The sequence below is a fragment of the Streptomyces sp. SDr-06 genome, assembly GCF_003324565.1.
Classification (GTDB): domain Bacteria; phylum Actinomycetota; class Actinomycetes; order Streptomycetales; family Streptomycetaceae; genus Streptomyces.
Genome location: NZ_QOLA01000008.1, coordinates 146,332 through 165,324, shown reverse-complemented (window position 1 = coordinate 165,324; position 18,993 = coordinate 146,332). Strand labels below are relative to the sequence as shown.

The window sequence follows — 18,993 nt, the reverse complement described above, 5'->3', positions numbered from 1 at the left end:
GGTTACTTGTTCTCCGAATCGGTGGGACGGGCGTGGCTGACGGCGGGCTCGTTGCCCCCGAGCAGCAGGTACAGGACCGCCATGCGGGTGTGGACGCCGTTGGCGACCTGCTCGACGACCGTGCAGCGGTCGGAGTCGGCGACCTCGGCGGTGATCTCCATGCCGCGCACCATCGGGCCGGGGTGCATGACGATGCCGTGCTCCGGCATCTTCTTCATGCGCTCGCCGTCGAGCCCGTAGCGCCGCGAGTACTCGCGCTCGGTCGGGAAGAAGGCGGCGTTCATGCGTTCGCGCTGCACACGCAGCATCATCACCGCGTCGGACTTCGGCAGCACGGCGTCGAGGTCGTACGACACGTCGCAGGTCCAGTGCTCGACGCCGACGGGCAGCAGCGTCGGCGGGGCCACCAGGGTGACCTCCGCGCCGAGCGTGTGCAGCAGGTCGACGTTGGAGCGGGCCACCCGGCTGTGCAGCACGTCGCCCACGAGGGTGATGCGCTTGCCGGCCAGGTCCTGGCCGAGCGCGTCCTTGCCGACCAGGCGGCGGCGCATGGTGAACGCGTCGAGCAGCGCCTGGGTGGGGTGCTGGTGGGTGCCGTCGCCGGCGTTGATGACGGGGGCGTCGATCCAGCCGGAGGTGGCCAGGCGGTAGGGGGCGCCGGAGGCGCTGTGCCGGATGACCACGGCGTCGACGCCCATGGCCTCCAGGGTCTGCGCGGTGTCCTTGAGGGACTCGCCCTTGGAGACCGAGGAGCCCTTGGCGGCGAAGTTGATGACGTCGGCCGACAGGCGCTTCTCGGCGGCCTCGAACGAGATCCGGGTGCGGGTCGAGTCCTCGAAGAAGAGGTTGCAGATCGTGCGGCCGCGCAGGGCGGGGAGCTTCTTTATCGGCCGGTCGGAGACGCGGGCCATCTCCTCGGCGGTGTCGAGGATGAGGACGGCGTCGTCGCGGGTGAGGTCGGCGGCCGAGATGAGGTGACGCATCATCTGGGGGTTCTCCAGGTGTGGTGGAGGTTGGGGCGTGCGGGCGCGCAGAAGCAGGCCGTACGGGTCCGAGCGGTCCCTACGGAGGGGTGGGTGCCTACTGCTCGCCGGCCGGGGCGGTCTGCTTGACACCGAGCAGCACGGCGTCGCGGCCGTCCTCCTCGGCGAGCTGGACCTTGACCGTCTCCCGCAGCGACGTGGGGAGGTTCTTGCCGACGTAGTCGGCGCGGATCGGAAGTTCGCGGTGGCCGCGGTCGACGAGGACCGCGAGCTGGACGGCGCGGGGGCGGCCGATGTCGCCGAGCGCGTCGAGGGCGGCGCGGATGGTGCGGCCGGAGAAGAGGACGTCGTCGACGAGCACGACCAGGCGGCCGTCGACCCCGTCGCCGGGGATCTCGGTGCGCCCGAGTGCCCGGGCGGGCTTCAGACGCAGGTCGTCGCGGTACATGGTGATGTCGAGCGAGCCGACCGGGGTCTTGCGCCCGGTGATCTCCTCCAGCTTCACGGCGAGCCGCTCGGCGAGGTGGACGCCGCGGGTCGGGATGCCGAGGAGCACCACGTCGTCGGCGCCCTTGGCGCGCTCGACGATCTCGTGGGCGATACGGGTCAGGACGCGGGCGATGTCGGGGCCCTCGAGAACGGGCCGCGCCGCATCGGAGTGCGCCGGATCCTGCTGGTTCTGCGGGTGCTGCGTGTCCATATGAAACGGACCTCCTTCTCCGCCTCACGGGACGGACCTTAAAGGACGTCGGAATTGCGTCACCAACGGTACCAGGGGCCGGGAGCCGCCCGGCACCGGGCCGTCACCCGAACGGGTGAGTGCGCCCGACGGATCGCCGTGACCTGGAGGGCCGGGCCCACGCGGAGCCTGTCACTCCTCCGGGGCGCGGGTGTGGACCATTCGGCTTGACGCGGCCAAGTAACGCTGCGTAACCTCACAGTGAGTTACAGCCGCGCGGCGGAGCCGCACGTTGTCACAGCGTCCGGGGAGCTATATGTCCAGCGAATACGCAAAACAGCTCGGGGCCAAGCTCCGCGCCATCCGCACCCAGCAGGGCCTCTCCCTCCACGGCGTGGAGGAGAAGTCCCAGGGCCGCTGGAAGGCCGTCGTGGTCGGGTCGTACGAGCGTGGCGACCGCGCCGTGACCGTACAGCGCCTTGCCGAGCTGGCGGACTTCTACGGCGTTCCGGTGCAGGAGCTGCTGCCGGGCACCACGCCGGGCGGGGCCGCCGAGCCGCCGCCGAAGCTGGTCCTCGACCTTGAGCGCCTCGCGCACGTCCCGCCGGAGAAGGCGGGCCCGCTGCAGCGCTACGCGGCGACCATCCAGTCGCAGCGGGGTGACTACAACGGCAAGGTCCTCTCGATCCGCCAGGACGACCTGCGCACCCTTGCCGTCATCTACGACCAGTCGCCCTCGGTGCTGACCGAGCAGCTGATCAGCTGGGGCGTCCTGGACGCGGACGCGCGCCGCGCGGTCGCCCACGAAGAGGGCTGACGCCCCTTCAGCAGAAACGTGCCGTCGGGCCCGGTGGGAGCACTCGCTCCCACCGGGCCCGACGGCTTTCGCGCATCCCCGCACGGCTGTCGGCACCACGGCGAAGGGCCCGCAGCACGGTGCGTGCTGCGGGCCCTTCGTAGGCCTTGTCCCGAACCGGAGGCTAGTCGCGGCGCAGGCTCGGCTTGAGGTCCTTGAAACGGGCGAGCATCCCGTTCACGAAGGCCGGGGAGTCGTCCGTGGAGAACTCCTTCGCCAACTGGACGGCCTCGTCGATGACGACCGCGTCGGGCGTCTCGTCCTCCCAGACCAGCTCGTACGTGCCGAGCCGCAGGATGTTCCGGTCGACGACCGGCATGCGGTCGAGCGTCCAGTCCACCGCGTACGTCGAGATCAGGTCGTCGATGCGGTCCACGTGGTCCGCGTACCCCTCGACGAGCTGCATCGTGTACTCGGCGACCGGCGGCTGACGGTCGTCGGACCGCGAGTGCCGCACCCAGTCCGCGAGGACCGTCTGCACGGACTCGCCGCGCTGGTCGGCCTCGAAGAGGATCTGGAAGGCGCGCTTGCGGGCCTTGTTCCGGGCAGCCACGGTTAGCTGTTCACCCGGCCGAGGTAGTCGCTGGTGCGGGTGTCGACCTTGATCTTCTCACCGGTGGTGATGAAGAGCGGGACCTGGATCTGGTGGCCGGTCTCCAGGGTGGCGGGCTTGGTGCCACCGGTGGAGCGGTCACCCTGGACGCCGGGCTCGGTCTCCTGCACGACCAGCTCGACGGCGGCCGGCAGCTCGACGTAGAGCACCTCGCCCTCGTGCTGGGCGACCGAGGCGGTGAAGCCCTCGATCAGGAAGTTGGCGGCGTCGCCGACGGCCTTGCGGTCGACCATGAGCTGGTCGTAGGTCTGCATGTCCATGAAGACGAAGTACTCGCCGTCCATGTACGAGAACTGCATGTCGCGGCGGTCGATGGTGGCCGTCTCGACCTTCACACCGGCGTTGAAGGTCTTGTCGACGACCTTGCCGGAGAGCACGTTCTTGAGCTTGGTGCGCACGAAGGCCGGGCCCTTGCCGGGCTTGACGTGCTGGAACTCGACGACGGACCAGAGCTGGCCTCCGTCGAGCTTGAGCACCAGGCCGTTCTTGAGGTCGTTCGTGGAAGCCACGGTTGCGGAATCTCCTGGACTGAAAGCTGGTGGACGACCGAGGGTACGCGCCCGGGGCACGTACGCGTGCTAGAGCGCTAGCAGCTCCTTGGTCGTGATGGTGAGTAGCTCGGGGCCGCCGTCCGCCTCGGGGCGTACGACGAGCGTGTCATCGATCCGGACGCCGCCCCGGCCCGGGAGGTGGACCCCCGGTTCGACGGTGACCGGCACGCAAGCGTCCAGTTTACCCATGGCTCCAGGTGCGAGCTGCGGCTCCTCGTCGATTTCGATCCCGACGCCATGTCCGGTGAGCGGTCCGAAGGCTTCCGCGTGGCCCGCCGCGTCCAGTACCTGACGGGCCGCGCGGTCCACCGCGCGGTATTCGGCACCCGGCACGAGGGCCTCCCGCCCGGCCCGCTGGGCTGCGAAAACAGCGTCGTACAGCTCGATCTGCCAGTCGGCGGGAGTGGTGCCGATCACGAAGGTGCGGCCGATCTCGCACCGGTATCCGCGGTAGGTGGCGCCCAGGCAGACCGAGAGGAAGTCGCCCTCCTCGACCCGTCGGTCCGCCGGGCGGTGGCCGGCCCGCCCGGAGTTGGGGCCGGTGCCGACCGACGTCATGAACGCGGGGCCGTCGGCGCCGTGGTCCACCAGGCGGCGCTCCAGTTCGAGGGCGAGGTGGCGCTCGGTGCGGCCGACCAGGATCGACTCCAGGAGCTCGCCCAGGGCCTGGTCGGTGATCTCGGCGGCGATGCGCAGACAGGCGATCTCCTCCTCGTCCTTGACCAGGCGGCGCTGCTCGACGGCGCCGCCGAGGTCGCTCAGGAGCAGCCGGGGCGCCACCGAGCCGAGCGCGCGGTGGCGGGCCACCGACAGGTGGTGCTCCTCCACGGCCAGCGAGTCGGCCCCGCTCGCCTGGGCGAGGTCGGCGGCCGCGACGGCGGGGTCGCCGCCGGGGGCGGGCAGCACGATGAGCCGCAACTGCTCGTCGAGGTGCCCCTCGATGAGGTCGCCCGACGGCGTGCGCGGGCACAGCAGTACGTCCTCGGCCGGGCCGATGAGGAGGACCGCGCCGGGCGGGGCGCCGCCCGACAGGTAGCGGACATTGGCCGGGCGGGAGACCAGGGCGGCTGCGCTGCCTGCGGCCGCGCAGCGGTCCCGCAGCCAGCCGCGGCGCGCCGCGAACACCTCTGACATGCCCCGAGCGTATGAGCGGGGCGCCGGGTCGGCCGTTTCAGCGCGTCCGACCGGGGCTACCAGCTCGGCGGGCTCGCGATGGTTCTGGCCAGGACGTCGTCCAGGAGGCGGGCCGTGGTGGGGACGTCGTACTGCGAGTTGTCGATGATCGGCAGGCCCGAGCCGTACCAGCCGGCCATGCGGCCGTGGATGCCCGCGACCTCCTCGTCGGACAGGCGGCGGTTGCCGCTGCGCTCCGCGTTGCGCTCCAGGACCACTTCGAGGCCCGGCAGCAGCACCACCGGCAGCAGCCCCGGGCCCACGTGCCGCTTCCAGCCGCCGAGGCCCACGACCGGCCGGTCGGGGAAGACCGCGTCGTCGAGGATGCAGGAGATGCCGTTGGCCAGGAAGTTGCGCGCCGCGAAGCCGCAGGTGCGGCGGGCGAGGCGGTACTGGGCCTCGGAGTGGTCGTTCCAGCCCGACTGGGGGTCGGCGAAGCCCGAGCACACCCACTCGCGTACGTCGTCGAGGCTGATGTGCGCGGTGGGCACCCGGCGGTGCTGCGCCCAGTACCGCGCCACGGTCGTCTTGCCCGCTCCGGCGGGGCCGATGAGCAGCACCGCGAGGGTGGTGGCGCCGGTCCCCTCGATCGCCTGCGGTATCGGTACCGGCCCGCCGGGCGGCAGCGCCACGTGCCCGGTGGTGTCGCGGGACGGCGGCCGCGCCGAGGCGTGCTGCGGCGCGGGACCGTGCCAGCCCTGGCCGGGCGGCTGCGGGGCCCCGGGCTGGTGGGGCGTTTGCGCCGGGGGCGTCCGCGGGTGGGCCGGGAGCTGCGCGTGTGGATGCCCGGAGCCGGGCTGCGGGCCGGGCTGGTAGGGCGGGGCACCCGCGGGGGGTCCGGGCGCGGGCGCGGTGGGCCGCAGCGGAGCCGTCCCCTCCGACTCGATGTGCTGGGCCCAGTCGTGCGGGGGCTGCCCCGGGGTGTGGGGCGGCGGCAGTGGAGCCCCCCCTGCGTGCTGCATCCGGTGCCACTCCGTCTCGTACAGGCAACTGGCGCTGGTCGGGCGCCCGTCGGTGTGGGACGGCCCGGTGCAGAACCGTACCTCTCCCGGCCGCCACAGTGTGAACGGCCGGGGAGCGGCAGGCGTGCCCGTCAGCCGCGTTCGCCGGCCACTTCGTCGGCGAGCGCGCGCAGCGCCAGGCGGTAGGAGCCGATGCCGAAGCCCGCGACGGTGCCGGTGGCGACGGGTGCGATCACCGAGGTGTGGCGGAACTCCTCACGGGCGTACGGGTTCGAGATGTGGACCTCGATGAGCGGCGCGGTGCGCTGGGCCGCCGCGTCGCGCATCCCGTACGAGTAGTGGGTGAAGGCGCCCGGGTTGATGACGACCGGAATGCGACCGTCCGCCGCCTCGTGGAGCCAGCGGATGAGCTCACCCTCGTCGTTGGTCTCGCGGACCGAGACCTCGAAGCCGAGCTCCTTGCCGAGCGCCTCGCAGACCTCGACGAGGCCCGCGTAGGTGGTGGCGCCGTAGACGTCGGGCTCGCGGGAGCCGAGGCGGCCGAGGTTGGGGCCGTTGAGGACGAACACCCGCCGGGTCATGCGGAGACCTCGCCGTAGGCGGCCAGGAGCACCGACGGGTCCGGGCCCTCCAGGACGGACGGCTTGGCGAGGCCGTCCAGGACGATGAAGCGCAGCAGGTTGCCGCGGGCCTTCTTGTCCAGCTTCATGTTCTCCAGGAGCTTGGGCCACTGGTCACCGCGGTAGGTCAGCGGCAGGCCGACCGACTTCAGGATCGCGCTGTGCCGGTCGGCGGTCGCGTCGTCCAACCGGCCCGCCAGACGGCCGAGTTCGGCCGCGAAGACCATGCCGACCGAGACCGCCGCGCCGTGCCGCCACTTGTAGCGCTCGTTCTTCTCGATCGCGTGGGCGAGGGTGTGGCCGTAGTTGAGGATCTCGCGCCGACCCGCTTCCTTCAGGTCGCCCGAGACCACTTCGGCCTTGACGCGGATGGAGCGCTCGATGAGCTCGGCGGTGTGCGGGCCCTGGGGGGTGCGCGCGCCGGCCGGGTCGGCCTCGACGAGGTCGAGGATGACGGGGTCGGCGATGAAGCCGGCCTTGATGACCTCGGCCATGCCCGACACGTAGTCGTTGACCGGCAGCGAGTCGAGGGCCGCCAGGTCGCACAGGACGCCGACGGGCGGGTGGAAGGAGCCCACCAGGTTCTTGCCCTCGGCGGTGTTGATGCCGGTCTTGCCGCCGACGGCCGCGTCCACCATGCCGAGCACGGTGGTCGGCACCGAGATCCAGCGCACCCCGCGCAGCCAGGTGGCCGCCACGAAGCCCGCGAGGTCGGTGGTGGCGCCGCCGCCCACGCCGACGACGACGTCGGTGCGGGTGAAGCCGGACTGCCCGAGCGCCTTCCAGCAGTAGGCGGCGACCTCGGCGGTCTTGGCCTCCTCGGCGTTCGGGACCTGGATGGCGATGGCCTCGTAGCCCTCGGCCGCGAGGTCCTCGCGGATCGCGTCGCCGGTGCCCGCCAGGGCCTCCGGGTGGATGATCGCGATCCGCCTGGCCCGGTCGCCGATCAGTCCGGCCAGTTCGCCCAGCAGGTTGCGGCCGACGAGCACGTCGTACGGGTCCGTCCCGGCGGTGCCGCCGACCTGGATCCGGGTGGGTGCCTGCTCCGTCATGCGTCCTTCAACTCCAGTGCGTCGAGGACCGCCTGGGCGACCTCTTCGGGGGTGCGCTCGTCGGTCGCGACGACCGCACGGGCGACTTCGGTGTACAGATGGCGCCGCGCGTCCATCAGTTCGCGCCACTGCCGGCGCGGGTTGACCGCGAGCAGCGGGCGGGCGGTGTTCAGGCCGACGCGCTTGACCGCCTCCTCCACGTCCATCGAGAGATAGACGACGGGGTGCGGCGCGAGCAGCGCGCGCGTCGCGGGGTCGAGGATCGCGCCGCCGCCGAGCGCGAGCACGCCCGTGTGCTCGGCGAGCGCGGCACGCACCGCGTCCCGCTCCAGGGCGCGGAAGTGCGGCTCGCCGTCCTCGATGAAGATGTCGGAGATCGGGCGGCCCTCGGCGGCCACGATGTCGGCGTCGGTGTCCCGGTAGGGCGCGCCGAGCCGCTCGGCGAGCAGCGCGCCCACGGTGGACTTGCCCGAGCCCATCGGGCCGACGAGGACGACCAGCGGTCCCTCGCTCACCGGATCTGCAGGTTGTCGAGGTACGACCGCACGTTGCGGCGGGTCTCGGGCACGCTGTCGCCGCCGAACTTCTCGGCGACCGCGTCCGCGAGGACGAGCGCGACCATGGCCTCGGCGACGATGCCGGCGGCCGGCACGGCGCACACGTCGGAGCGCTGGTGGTGGGCCTTGGCGGCCTCCCCCGTGGCGACGTCGATGGTGGCGAGCGCGCGGGGCACGGTCGCGATCGGCTTCATCGCGGCGCGTACGCGCAGCAGTTCACCGGTGGTCAGGCCGCCCTCGGTGCCGCCGGAGCGGCCGGAGGTGCGCCTGACGCCGTCGGCGGTGTTCACGATCTCGTCGTGCGCCTGCGAGCCGGGCACCCGGGCCAGGTCGAAGCCGTCGCCGACCTCGACGCCCTTGATGGCCTGGATGCCCATGAGGGCGGCGGCGAGCCGGGCGTCCAGACGACGGTCCCAGTGCACGTGCGAACCGAGGCCGACGGGCACGCCGTAGGCGAGCACCTCGACGACCCCGCCCAGGGTGTCGCCGTCCTTGTGGGCCTGGTCGATCTCGGCGACCATCGCCTTCGACGCGTCCGCGTCGAGGCAGCGGACGGGGTCCGCGTCGAGCTTCTCCACGTCGGCCGGGGTCGGGTGGACGCCGTACGGAGCCTTGGCGGCGGCCAGCTCCACGACGTGCGAGACGATCTCGATGCCGGCCGTCTCCTTGAGGTAGGAGCGGGCCACCGCGCCGAGCGCGACGCGGGCCGCGGTCTCCCGGGCGCTGGCGCGCTCCAGGATCGGCCGGGCCTCGTCGAAGCCGTACTTCTGCATGCCGGCGAGGTCGGCGTGGCCGGGCCTCGGGCGGGTCAGCGGGGCGTTGCGGGCCGACTCGGCCAGGATCTCGGGGTCGACCGGGTCGGCCGACATGACCTGCTCCCACTTGGGCCACTCGGTGTTGCCGACCATGATCGCGACCGGCGAGCCCATCGAGAGGCCGTGCCGCACGCCGCCGAGGAAGGTCACCTCGTCGCGCTCGAACTTCATGCGGGCGCCGCGGCCATAGCCGAGCCGCCGCCGGGCCAGGTGGTCGGCCACCATCTCCGTGGTGATCGGCACGCCGGCGGGAAGGCCCTCCAGCGTCGCCACAAGTGCGGGTCCGTGGGACTCCCCGGCGGTCAGCCAGCGCAACCTGCTCAACGGTGCTCCTCATGTGCGCGCCTGGAACTGCGACGGCGCGACCGGGTGCGCGGCCCTGGCCCGCCACCCCTGATCCTCCCATGGCCGGAGCGATGAACCGGCCGGAGGTCCACCAGGCGGACTCGAGAACCGCTCCAGAAACCCGGTTACCGGGCGGCCAGCGCCGCCTCGCCCGCCTTGCGCATGGCGTCGAGCGGGGCCGCCGCGCAGCCCGTCATCTGCTCCACCTGGAGCACCGCCTGGTGCACCAGCAGGTCGAGCCCGCCGACCACCGCTCCCCCGCGCCCCGACCAGGCGGCCGCGAGCGCGGTCGGCCAGGGGTCGTACAGCACGTCGAAGAGGGTGCCCACGCGCTCGGGGACGGCCGCGGCCAGCGCGTCGGTGGCGCCGGCCGGGGTGGTGGCCACGACGAGCGGCGCTTCGAAGGCCTCCGCCGCCCGCGACCAGTCGAGGGTGCGGACGTCGACGCCGAGCCGCTCGCCCCAGCCGCGCATCTCCCGGGCCCGCTCCTCGCTGCGTACGTACGCCGTGACGGGGCCGGTGCAGACCCGGGCGAGCGCGGCCAGTGCCGAGGAGGCGGTGGCGCCCGCGCCGAGGACGGCCGCGGACCCGACCCGGGTCACTCCGCGCTCCTGGAGGGCCGCGGTCATCCCCGGGATGTCGGTGTTGTCGCCGAGGCGGCGGTTGTCGTCGGTGAAGACGACGGTGTTGACCGCCTCGACGGAGGCCGCGGTGGCGCTCACCGCGTCGAGCAGCGGGATGACCGCCCGCTTGAGCGGCATCGTGAGCGAGAGGCCCGCCCAGGATCCGTCGAGCCCCGCGAAGAACCCGGAAAGACCGGCCTCGTCGACCTCGAACCGTTCGTAGGACCAGTGGTCGAGGCCGAGTTCGGCATACGCGGCCCGGTGCAGCACCGGAGACAGCGAGTGTGCGATGGGCGACCCGAGAACGGCCGCCCGCCGCGCGCCCTCACTGGCCGGACTGGGCATTGAACTCTTCCTTCAGCTTGTTGAACTCGGCCAGGTTCTTGGCGAACTCGGTCTTGTGCTTGCCGTCGGTGGCCACGAAGTACATCCAGCCCTCGTTCGTCGGGTCCAGCGCGGCGGCCAGCGCCTCGGTGCCGGGGTTGCCGATGGGGCCGGGGGTCAGGCCCTTCCACTTGTACGTGTTGTACGGGTCCTGGTTGGTGTTGATCTCCGCAAGACCGATCTTGATGTCGCTCTTGTTCATCAGGTAGTTGTACGTCGAGTCGAACTGGAGCTTCTGGTTGGTCTGGGTGTTGTCCGGCTTGAGCCGGTTGTAGACGACCTCGGACATCTTGCGGAAGTCGTCCGTCGTCTTGCCCTCGGCCTGCACGAGGCTGGCGACGGTGATGAGCTGCCAGGGCCCGTCCAGGTGGAGCTTCTTGGCCTCGGCGGCCAGGTCCTGCTTGCCGTACTCGGAAGTGGCGCGGTTGACCATCTTCTTCAGCACGTCCTCGGGCTTCATGCCCTTGGCGACCGGGTAGCTCGCCGGGTAGAGGAACCCTTCCAGCGGGTCCTTGACGTTCTTGTGGCCCTTGGCCCAGTCCGGCAGACCCATGCTGTCGGCGTTCTTGAGCGCGATCTCCTTGGTCGTGCCGGGCGACAGGCCGAGGCGTTCGTCGATCTTGCCGTAGACCCAGGAATTGCGTGTGCCTTCGGGAACGATGAGGGCGTTGCGGCTGCTCGGGTTGAGCATCAGCTTGACCGCGTTGGCCGCGGACATGCCCTTCTTCATCGTGTAGGCGCCGGCCTGGATCGTCTTGCCCTTGGGGTCGTCGTTCTGGGCCTGGACGAAGGCGTCGATGCTCTTGACGACACCGGCCTCCTTGAGGATCTGGCCGATCTCGGAGCCGCCCGCACCGGTCGGGATCTCGACCGTGACGGTGTCGCTGGTGCCCTCGCCCACGTAGTCGGGGGCCGCGCCGAACTTCTTCTGGTAGAACTCGTAGCCCACGTAGCCGATCCCGCCGGCTCCGACGGCGAAGATCACGGCGAGGACCAGACAGGCCCGCCCGCTCTTGCCCTTCTTCTTGGTCTTGCCGCGCCGCTCGCGGCCGCCGCCGTCCCCGGTCGCGCGGCGGGACTCGCCCGGCTCGTCGTCTTCGCGTTCGCTTTCGTCAACGCCGGTGAAGAACGGGTGGCGCTCCTCCTGCGGCTCGGCGTCCCACTCGTGCCCCTGCTCCGGCACCTCGGGCGCGGCGGGCGCCTGGCGCTGGCCGGGCGGCTGCGGCGGCGGATACGCCTCGGGGGTGCCGTAGAGATCGTGGCCCTCGCCGGCATAGCCGTTGTTGTACGGATCGGGCTGCTGGCCCGCGTACGGCATGGCCGCCTGCTCGCCCGTGCTGTCCCAACCGCCCTGGTACTGCTGGGGCTGGGCCGCGTACTGGTCCGCGTACTGCTGCTGCGGATAGCCCTGCTGGGGGTGTTCGACGTAGCCCTGCTGCGACGGCTGCGCGGCGTAGTGCGGCTGCGGGGCGTACGGATCCTGCGGCTGCTGGGAGTAGTACGGCTGCTGGTAGTGCTGCTGCGACTGCTGCCCGCCGTCGTACGGAGCCTGACCGGAGGCAGCCTGCTGCGCTCGCCACCCCTGATCCCCGTAGAGGGGATCCTCTGGGTGCCACGGTTCGGAGCCTGCGCCCCGGCCATACTCAGTCATCGGTCCCCTAGAGCCGTGAGGCATCCGGACGGTCCGCCTCTTTTGCTGTGCGGCGACTGTTCGAATGCCTCCGCATCGGCCGGAACGTTACCGTATCGCGATCAGATAACCACTTCGACGCCTTCGCCCGGAGCGTTACCTGACACCCGTTCGGCCTCAAGCGCGTTCTGAAGGATGATCACGGCGGCGGCCTGATCGATGACGGAACGTCCCTTCTTGGACTTCACGCCCGAGGCGCGCAGCCCCTGGCTCGCGGTGACCGTGGTCATCCGTTCGTCGACGAGCCGCACCCCGATCGGGGCGATGCCGCGCGCCAACTCCTGGGCGAACACACGGACTTTGGCCGCCGCCGGGCCCTCGCCCCCGTTCAGGGAGCGGGGCAGTCCGACGACCACCTCGATCGGTTCGTACTCCTCGACGAGCTGCCGCAACCGCCGGTGGGCGGCCGGGACGTCGCGTCCCGGCACGGTCTCCACCGGCGTGGCGAGCACCCCGTCGGGGTCGCACGAGGCGACCCCGATCCGGGCGTCTCCGACATCGATCGCGAGTCGGCGTCCTCGTCGCATCAGGCGGTCTCGGCGACCTGGCGCTCGACGGCGTCGATGGCGTCGCCGATCGCCTCCGGGTTCTGACCGCCGCCCTGGGCGACGTCGGGCTTGCCGCCCCCGCCGCCGCCGAGCGTCTTGGCGGCGGTGCGGACCAGCTCACCGGCCTTGAGACCGCGCTCGCGGGCGGCCTCGTTGGTGGCGATGACGGTCACCGGGCGGCCGTTGGCCGTGGTGAACAGGGCCACGACCGCCGGGCGGTCGCCGGGGATCCGGCCGCGCACGTCCAGGACCAGCTTGCGCAGGTCGTCGGCCGACGTGCCGTCCGGCACCTGACCGGTGACCAGGGCCGTGCCGCGCACGTCCTTGGCGGACTCGACCAGACCCGCGGCGGCCTGCAGCACCTTCTCGGCGCGGAACTTCTCGATCTCCTTCTCGGCGTCCTTCAGCTTGCCGAGCATGCTGGAGATCTTCTCCGGAAGCTCCTCCGGACGCCCCTTGACCAGCTCCTGAAGCTGGGCGACGACCGTGTGCTCACGGGCCAGGAAGTTGTACGCGTCGACGCCGACCAGGGCCTCGATGCGGCGCACGCCGGAGCCGATGGACGACTCGCCGAGCAGCTTCACCAGGCCCAGCTGGGCGGTGTTGTGCACGTGCGTACCGCCGCACAGCTCCTTGGAGAAGTCGCCGATGGTGACGACGCGGACCCGCTCGCCGTACTTCTCGCCGAACTCGGCGATGGCGCCCTGCTTCTTGGCCTCGTCGATCGACATGACCTCGGCCTGCACGTCGAGCTCGCGCGACAGCACCTCGTTGATCTTCTGCTCGACATCGGTGAGGACCGTGCCGGGAACGGCGGCGGGTGAGCCGAAGTCGAAGCGGAAGCGGCCCGGCGAGTTCTCGGAGCCGGCCTGGGCGGCCGTCGGGCCGAGCGCGTCGCGCAGCGCCTGGTGGGTGAGGTGGGTGGCGGAGTGGGCGCGGGCGATGGCGCGCCGGCGCTTGGTGTCGATGGCGGCGTACGCGGACGCGCCGACCGTGACCTCGCCGACCTGGACGACGCCCTTGTGCACGTGGACGCCGGGGACCGGCTTCTGCACGTCGCGGACCTCGATGACCGCGCCGCTGTCGAGCTTGATCCGGCCCTGGTCGGCGAGCTGGCCGCCGCCCTCGGCGTAGAAGGGGGTGCGGTCGAGGACGACCTCGACCTCGTCGCCCTCGGTGGCGGCGGGCGAGGGCACGCCGTCGACGAGCAGGCCGACGATCGTCGACTCGTTCTCGGTGGACCCGTAGCCGGTGAAGTCGGTCTCGCCGGAGGCGTCGGCCACCTCGCGGTAGGCGGACAGGTCGGCGTGGCCGGTCTTCTTGGCCCTGGCGTCCGCCTTGGCCTGGTCGCGCTGCTGCTTCATGAGGCGGCGGAAGCCGTCCTCGTCCACCGAGAGGCCCTGCTCGGCGGCCATCTCCAGGGTCAGGTCGATCGGGAAGCCCCACGTGTCGTGGAGCAGGAACGCCTTGTCGCCGGCCAGGACCGTGCCACCGGTGGCCTTGGTCTCGGTGATGGCGGTGTCCAGGATGTTGGTGCCCCCGCGCAGCGCCTTGAGGAAGGCGGCCTCCTCGGCCAGCGCGACGGTCTCGATGCGCTTGCGGTCGGTGACCAGCTCCGGGTACTGCTGGCCCATCGTCTTGATGACGACGTCGATCAGCTCCTGGACGACCGGGCCGGTGGCGCCCATGAGGCGCATGTTGCGGATGGCGCGGCGCATGATGCGGCGCAGCACATAGCCGCGCCCCTCGTTGCCCGGGGTCACACCGTCGCCGATGAGCATCACCGAGGTGCGGATGTGGTCGGCGACGACGCGCATCGAGACGTCCGACTCGTGCTTGTCGCCGTAGCGCACACCGGTCAGCTCGGTGGCCTTGTCCATGACGACGCGCAGGGTGTCGGTCTCGTACATGTTCTGCACGCCCTGCAGGATCATCGCGAGGCGTTCGAGACCCAGACCGGTGTCGATGTTCTTGGAGGGCAGGTCGCCGAGGATCGGGAAGTCCTCCTTGTTCTCCCCGGCGCCGCGCTCGTACTGCATGAAGACCAGGTTCCAGATCTCCACGTACCGCTCGTCGTTGACGGCGGGGCCGCCCTCGACACCGAACTCGGGGCCGCGGTCGTAGTTGATCTCGGAGCAGGGGCCGCACGGTCCGGGCACGCCCATGGACCAGAAGTTGTCCTTCTTGCCCAGGCGCTGGATGCGCTCGGCGGGCACGCCGATCACGTCGCGCCAGATCGTCTCGGCCTCGTCGTCGTCGAGGTAGACGGTGATCCAGAGCTTCTCGGGTTCGAGGCCGTAGCCGCCGTCCGCCACGGAGCTGGTGAGCAGCTCCCAGGCGTACTTGATGGCGCCTTCCTTGAAGTAGTCCCCGAAGGAGAAGTTGCCGCACATCTGGAAGAAGGTGCCGTGCCGGGTGGTCTTGCCGACCTCTTCGATGTCGGGCGTGCGCACGCACTTCTGCACGCTGGTGGCGCGCGGCGCGGGCGGCTTGGTCTCACCCAGGAAGTACGGCTTGAAGGGGACCATGCCCGCGTTGACGAGCAGCAGAGTCGGGTCGTCCGCGATGAGCGACGCCGAAGGGACGACGGTGTGCCCGCGCTCCTCGAAGAAGCTCAGCCAGCGGCGGCGAATCTCGGCCGACTCCATCAGTGGTCCTCATTCCGGTTGTACGAATGCTTGGGGTACTGCTGTTGTGTGGTCTCGATGGCGACGAGGCGGCGCTGCGCGGGAAGTTCGCGCACCTCGCCCTCGCCGATGCCCAGGACGTCGTTGAGTTCGGCTTCGCGCTGGGCCATGCCGGACTTGATGTCGAGGGCGAAGTCCTTGAGCCGGTGGCCGGCCTCGACCGCCTTGTCGGCGGTGCGCGCGGCCAGGCTCTCCGGGGTCAGCTGTTTCAGCTTCCGGTTGACCTTGGTGGTGGCCCAGACTCCGGCGGCCGCGCCCGCGGTGAACCAGAACGTACGGCGGAACATCGCAGCGTCAGCCCTTTCGCTTGGAGCGCCGCGCGGACGGCACGGTCCGCCCGACGATCACGTTACGTCGGCCCTCCCGAGCGGGCGCGTCGGCGGGGACGGCGCCCTTGCGGCCGATCGCCCGGCGCACTCCGTAGCCGAAGGCGGCCACCTTCACCAGCGGGCCTCCGAAGGTGGAGGCGACGGTGGTGGAGAGCGCGGACGCGTTGGAGGTGACCTCCTGGACGTCGGAGGCGATCGCGTCGACCCGGTCCAGCTGGGTCTGCGCGGAGCGCACCGCGCTGGAGGCGTCCGCGAGCAGCGGGACCGCCTGGTCGGTGACGTCCGCGACCAGTCTGGTCGTCGCCTTCAGCGTCTGGGCCAGCCTCACGAGAACGACCGCGAGGAAGGACACCAGGATCGCCCAGAAGACAGCCACCAGGATCCCGGCCACCTCTCCACCGGACACTTGCACCGCTCCCCGCAACCCGTCGGAACCGAAACCTCGACAACCTCGACAACCTCGAAAAAGGTGTCCTCCGAGCCTATCGCGCCGGGGATGGCTTCCCGCACCGCGTTCCGGGCCGCCACAAGCGGAGTTGCGCAACCCGATTGTACGCAGTGCATGCCCTTGAGTACGCTGCGTGTTCCATGCGCTCCCATCTGCCCGCAGAGTTGAACCGTTTCATCGGGCGAGACCGAGAACTGGACCGCCTGGGCCGACTGCTCAGCGAGGGACGCATGGTCACCGTGACCGGCGTCGGAGGCGTCGGCAAGACCCGCTTCGCCCTGCGCGCCGCCGCCACCGCGGTGGAGCAGGAACGGTACTGCGACGGTGTCCGACTGGTCGAGCTGTCCGCGCTGACGGATCCCGGCCTGCTCGACCACGCGGTCGTCGAGGCGCTCGGCCTGACCGACCACACCGCGAGACCCCCGCGCCGACTGCTGCTCGACCACCTCGGGGAGCGCCGGGTCCTGCTGGTGGTCGACGGGTTCGAGCAGCTGGTGGACGCCTGCGCCGGACTCTTACGGGAGCTGCTGCGCGGCTGCCCCGGCCTGAGCGTGCTCGCCGCGGGGCGGCTGCCGCTCAGGATCGACGGCGAGCGGGTGTTCCCGCTTGCGCCGTTGAACGACGAGGACGCGCTGCGGCTCTTCACGGAGCGCGGCGCCGACGCCCGGGGCGGCGAGCGTTTGGCCGAGGAGCACGAGGAGGCGGCCGCCGAGCTGTGCCGCCGCCTGGACGGGATTCCGCTGGCCCTGGAGCTGGCGGCGGGCCGGCTCGGCACCCTCTCGGTGGAGCAGTTGCTGTACCGGCTCGACGACCGGTTCCGCCTTCTCACCGGTGGCGGGCGGGCGGCGCTGCCGCGCCACCAGACGCTGCGCACGACCATCGGCTGGAGCCATGAGCTGTGCACACCGGCCCAGCGGCTGCTGTGGGCGCGGCTCTCGGTGTTCGCCGGCTCCTTCGACCTGGAGGCCGTCGAGTACATCTGCGTGGGCCCCGATCTGCCGCAGGACGAGGTCCTCGACGTCCTCGGCGAACTGATCGACCAGTCCCTCGTGGTGCGCGACGACGGCCCCTGCGGGGTCCGCTACCGGCTCCTTGACACGGTCCGCGCGTACGGCGCCGAGTGGCTGACGGGGACGGGGGACGCGGACCGGCTGCACCGGCGCCACCGCGACTGGTACCTGGGGCTCGCCACCTGGTGCGAACTGGACTGGTTCAGCCCCCGCCAGGCCGAGGTGGCCGTCCGTGTGGAGAGCGAACTGGCCAATCTGCGCGCCGCGATGGAGTTCTCGCTCGGCTGCCCCGAGGACACGCACCTGGCCCAGCACCTGGCGGGAACGCTCTGGTTCTACTGGGCCGGCTGCGGGCGCCTGGCGGAGGGGCGGCACTGGCTGGCCCAGGTCCTGGACGTCGAGAGCGAGCACGACCGTTCACGCCTCAAGGCGCTGTGGGTGCTCGGCTATGTCGCCGTTCTCCAGGGCGACGCGGTGGCGGCGATCGCGGCGCTCCAGGAGTGCCGCGAGGAGGCCGAGTCGCTGGGCGACGCGGTGGCCGCGGCCTACGCGGTGCACCGCACCGGCTGCCTGGCCCTGGTCACCGACGACATGCCGCGCGCCGAGGAGCTGCTGCGCACGGCGCTGCGCGGGTACGACGAGGTCGGCGAGCTCAACTGCAACGTGCTGATGGGGCAGGTCGAGATGGCGATGGCGGTGGGCTTCCGGGGCCGGCTCGACGAGGCGGTCTCGGTCTGCGAGCAGGTGGTGCGGGTCTGCGAGGACCACGGCGAGCGCTGGGCCCGCGCCTACGCGCTGTACGTCCTGGCGTACGCGGCCTGGCACGGCGGCGACCCGGACCGCGCGCGCGGCCTGCTGCGGGAGACCCTCGCGGTCAGCCACGCCTTCCACGATCTGGTGGGCACGGTGCTCACCCTGGAGATGCTGGCGCTCGTCGAGGTGGACACCGGGGATCCGGCGGAGGCGGCCGTGCTCCAGGGAGCGGCCGAGCGGATCTGGCCGTCGGTGGGGCTGCCGCTGTTCGGCTCGGCCTACTTCTACGCCGCGCACGTGCTCTGCGAGGAGCGGACCCGCGCGCGGCTCGGCGACGTGGCCTACGAGGAGCACCGGCGCGGCGGCACCCGGCTGGACACGGCGGCCGCGGTGGCGCGAGCGCTGGGCCACGAGGGCGGCGGCGTACGGGAGTTGACGGCCGCGGTCGAGGGGCAGCCGCACGAGGGGCCCGGACACACGGAAGCCCGCCGCCTCCCGCTCCATGCGGAGCGGGGCGACGGCGGGCTGAAGCGCTGAGGCTCCGGTGCTACGCCTGGATCAGCGGGCGTAGTACTCGACGACGAGCTGCTCGTCGCAGATGACCGGGATTTCCTTGCGGTTCGGGTCGCGGTCCAGGCGGAAGGCCAGGGCCTTCAGGTTCACCTGGAGGTAGCGCGGGGTCTCGCCCTCGCCGGCGTAGCCACCCTCGCGGGCGACCTGGAAGGGGACCTTCTCGCGGCTGCGCTCGCGGACCGTCACGACGTCGTCGGGACGGACGCGGAACGACGGCTTGTCGACCTTGCCACCGTTGACCTGGATGTGACCGTGCACGACCATCTGGCGGGCCTGGTAGATGGTGCGGGCGATGCCCGAACGCAGGACCAGGGCGTCGAGGCGACGCTCGAGCTCGACGACCAGCGCCTCGCCCGTCTTGCCCTCGGCCTTCTTGGCGCGGTCGTAGGCACGCGCCATCTGGCGCTCGCTGATGTCGTACTGGGCGCGCAGACGCTGCTTCTCGAGCAGACGGACCTTGTAGTCCGAGTTCTGCTTGCGGCCACGGCCGTGCTCGCCCGGCGGGTAGGGGCGGGCCTCGAAGTACTTGACGGCCTTCGGCGTCAGCGCGATGCCGAGCGCACGAGACTTCTTGACCTTGGGACGCGACTGGTTAGGCACGTTCTCCAAACCTCCATGGTTGGGTTAGGTTAGGCTCACCTTACTCAAGGAGATCGCATGTCGCGTCCGGGGAACACCAGTCACATCACGGACAGCACGAAGAAGGTCGGCCAGACGCCGCTTGCGCGGGAGGCCGACTCCA

General features: G+C 71.4%; 19 protein-coding genes. 2 read left to right on the top strand and 17 right to left on the bottom strand.

Annotation, left to right across the window (positions count from 1 at the left end; translation table 11 throughout):
• Positions 1-2: 2 nt before the first annotated feature.
• Positions 3-986 (bottom strand): aspartate carbamoyltransferase catalytic subunit, encoded by a 984-nt coding sequence (locus DT019_RS19035; RefSeq protein WP_114038041.1) that lies wholly within the window; start codon positions 984-986, stop codon positions 3-5.
• A gap of 94 nt (positions 987-1,080) precedes the next feature.
• Entirely contained in the window at positions 1,081-1,683 is a 603-nt protein-coding gene (pyrR, locus tag DT019_RS19030; protein WP_114038040.1) for a bifunctional pyr operon transcriptional regulator/uracil phosphoribosyltransferase PyrR, read from the bottom strand.
• 295 nt (positions 1,684-1,978) lie between these two features.
• On the opposite strand from pyrR, the gene bldD reads away from it, so the two are divergent.
• Positions 1,979-2,479, top strand: coding sequence for a transcriptional regulator BldD (gene bldD / locus DT019_RS19025; protein ID WP_014044812.1), 501 nt, complete (start codon positions 1,979-1,981; stop codon positions 2,477-2,479).
• 163 nt (positions 2,480-2,642) lie between these two features.
• Here bldD and nusB read toward each other — a convergent pair whose 3' ends face one another.
• The 14 genes from nusB to DT019_RS18950 all read right to left on the bottom strand — a co-directional run bounded on the left by nusB (position 2,643) and on the right by DT019_RS18950 (position 15,873).
• The gene (nusB, locus tag DT019_RS19020) at positions 2,643-3,071 is read right to left on the bottom strand and encodes a transcription antitermination factor NusB (RefSeq protein WP_114038039.1); all 429 of its coding nucleotides are present in this window, start codon (positions 3,069-3,071) and stop codon (positions 2,643-2,645) included.
• A 2-nt stretch (positions 3,072-3,073) separates the two neighbouring features.
• Positions 3,074-3,640: an elongation factor P gene (gene efp / locus DT019_RS19015; RefSeq protein WP_114038038.1), complete on the bottom strand. Its 567-nt coding sequence runs from the start codon at positions 3,638-3,640 to the stop codon at positions 3,074-3,076.
• A 69-nt stretch (positions 3,641-3,709) separates the two neighbouring features.
• Positions 3,710-4,816, bottom strand: coding sequence for an aminopeptidase P family protein (locus tag DT019_RS19010; RefSeq protein WP_114038037.1), 1,107 nt, complete (start codon positions 4,814-4,816; stop codon positions 3,710-3,712).
• A 56-nt stretch (positions 4,817-4,872) separates the two neighbouring features.
• Complete coding sequence (locus DT019_RS19005) at positions 4,873-5,817, bottom strand: Pro-rich N-terminal domain-containing protein (RefSeq protein ID WP_114038036.1); 945 nt, start codon at positions 5,815-5,817, stop codon at positions 4,873-4,875.
• A 131-nt stretch (positions 5,818-5,948) separates the two neighbouring features.
• The gene (aroQ, locus tag DT019_RS19000) at positions 5,949-6,398 is read right to left on the bottom strand and encodes a type II 3-dehydroquinate dehydratase (RefSeq protein WP_114038035.1); all 450 of its coding nucleotides are present in this window, start codon (positions 6,396-6,398) and stop codon (positions 5,949-5,951) included.
• The gene (gene aroB, locus DT019_RS18995; RefSeq protein WP_114038034.1) at positions 6,395-7,489 is read right to left on the bottom strand and encodes a 3-dehydroquinate synthase; all 1,095 of its coding nucleotides are present in this window, start codon (positions 7,487-7,489) and stop codon (positions 6,395-6,397) included. Before aroB ends, aroQ begins: the two co-directional genes overlap by 4 nt.
• Positions 7,486-8,004, bottom strand: a complete 519-nt coding sequence (locus tag DT019_RS18990) for a shikimate kinase (protein WP_317617778.1) — start codon at positions 8,002-8,004, stop codon at positions 7,486-7,488. Before DT019_RS18990 ends, aroB begins: the two co-directional genes overlap by 4 nt.
• Positions 8,001-9,185 carry a chorismate synthase gene (gene aroC, locus DT019_RS18985; RefSeq protein ID WP_114038033.1) on the bottom strand — a complete coding sequence of 395 codons (1,185 nt, stop codon included), beginning with the start codon at positions 9,183-9,185 and terminating at the stop codon, positions 8,001-8,003. Before aroC ends, DT019_RS18990 begins: the two co-directional genes overlap by 4 nt.
• Positions 9,186-9,331: 146 nt before the next feature.
• Positions 9,332-10,174 carry a shikimate dehydrogenase gene (locus tag DT019_RS18980; RefSeq protein WP_114038032.1) on the bottom strand — a complete coding sequence of 281 codons (843 nt, stop codon included), beginning with the start codon at positions 10,172-10,174 and terminating at the stop codon, positions 9,332-9,334.
• Positions 10,155-11,864, bottom strand: a complete 1,710-nt coding sequence (gene mltG, locus DT019_RS18975) for an endolytic transglycosylase MltG (RefSeq protein WP_114038031.1) — start codon at positions 11,862-11,864, stop codon at positions 10,155-10,157. The genes DT019_RS18980 and mltG overlap by 20 nt, the downstream gene beginning before the upstream one ends.
• A gap of 101 nt (positions 11,865-11,965) precedes the next feature.
• Entirely contained in the window at positions 11,966-12,430 is a 465-nt protein-coding gene (gene ruvX, locus DT019_RS18965; protein ID WP_114038030.1) for a Holliday junction resolvase RuvX, read from the bottom strand.
• Positions 12,430-15,099, bottom strand: coding sequence for an alanine--tRNA ligase (gene alaS, locus DT019_RS18960; protein ID WP_114038029.1), 2,670 nt, complete (start codon positions 15,097-15,099; stop codon positions 12,430-12,432). Before alaS ends, ruvX begins: the two co-directional genes overlap by 1 nt.
• Complete coding sequence (locus DT019_RS18955) at positions 15,099-15,425, bottom strand: DUF6167 family protein (protein ID WP_114038028.1); 327 nt, start codon at positions 15,423-15,425, stop codon at positions 15,099-15,101. Before DT019_RS18955 ends, alaS begins: the two co-directional genes overlap by 1 nt.
• 7 nt (positions 15,426-15,432) lie before the next feature.
• A complete protein-coding gene (locus DT019_RS18950) occupies positions 15,433-15,873 on the bottom strand; it encodes a DUF948 domain-containing protein (RefSeq protein ID WP_114038027.1) in 441 nt (146 codons plus the stop codon).
• 182 nt (positions 15,874-16,055) lie between these two features.
• Here DT019_RS18950 and DT019_RS18945 point away from each other — a divergent pair, with 182 nt between their 5' ends.
• Positions 16,056-18,215 carry an ATP-binding protein gene (locus DT019_RS18945; RefSeq protein ID WP_114038026.1) on the top strand — a complete coding sequence of 720 codons (2,160 nt, stop codon included), beginning with the start codon at positions 16,056-16,058 and terminating at the stop codon, positions 18,213-18,215.
• A 21-nt stretch (positions 18,216-18,236) separates the two neighbouring features.
• Here DT019_RS18945 and rpsD read toward each other — a convergent pair whose 3' ends face one another.
• Positions 18,237-18,851 (bottom strand): 30S ribosomal protein S4, encoded by a 615-nt coding sequence (gene rpsD, locus DT019_RS18940; RefSeq protein WP_053723667.1) that lies wholly within the window; start codon positions 18,849-18,851, stop codon positions 18,237-18,239.
• Between the last annotated feature and the right edge of the window lie 142 nt (positions 18,852-18,993).